General features: G+C 32.2%; 2 protein-coding genes. Both read right to left on the minus strand.

Annotated elements, in window-relative coordinates:
• Nucleotides 1–197, minus strand: a 197-nt coding sequence (locus ACYU87_RS27660; RefSeq protein WP_461137232.1) for a THUMP domain-containing protein, incomplete at its 3' end; no start/stop codon positions are given.
• 34 nt (nucleotides 198–231) lie between these two features.
• Nucleotides 232–480, minus strand: a complete 249-nt coding sequence (gene rplU, locus ACYU87_RS27665) for a 50S ribosomal protein L21 (RefSeq protein WP_461137233.1) — start codon at nucleotides 478–480, stop codon at nucleotides 232–234.
• Between the last annotated feature and the right edge of the window lie 82 nt (nucleotides 481–562).

Genomic DNA, 562 nt, shown 5'->3' on the forward strand with positions numbered 1-562 from the left:
GATTTTTCAAAAAAAGATTTTTTATAGTAAGTTTTTAACTTATCTATAATTGCCTTTTCGCTTATGGACTGAATCGACCTTAAAGAAAATAATTTTGACTTATAGGATCTTGCATTTACAATAAAGTTGCTATCCTCATTTAAAATATCCTGCCAATCTATTTTATTTACATTTTCAAAAAGCTCTTCAAAGTCCATGGCCTTAAAACTTTTTACTTCTAAATAGACCCTGTCAGCGTGTTTTAGGTTTATATTTATAAACAACAATTTTTTTATCTTTGTTTTGATCTTCAACTGTTGCTGATACCTTAGCACCTTCTACTATTGGAGAACCTACTTTAAGTTCACCATCGTTAGATACTAATAGTACTTGATCAAAATCTACAGTCTCACCAACTTCGTAAGCAAGTTTTTCAACTCTTACTAAGTCACCTTCTGATACTTTGTATTGTTTTCCACCTGTCTTAATAATTGCGTACATGGAAAGCCTCCTATTTATAATATTCTCGCCAGCATTCGGGGATCAGAGCCCTAGCTGAGCGGTCTACTCATATATATTACTC

This window comes from Spirosoma lituiforme, assembly GCF_054776635.1.

Coding starts and splice junctions, on each gene's coding strand:
- rplU (WP_461137233.1), bottom strand. CDS start 480: ATGTACGCAATTATTAAGACAGGTGGAAAACAATACAAAGTATCAGAA.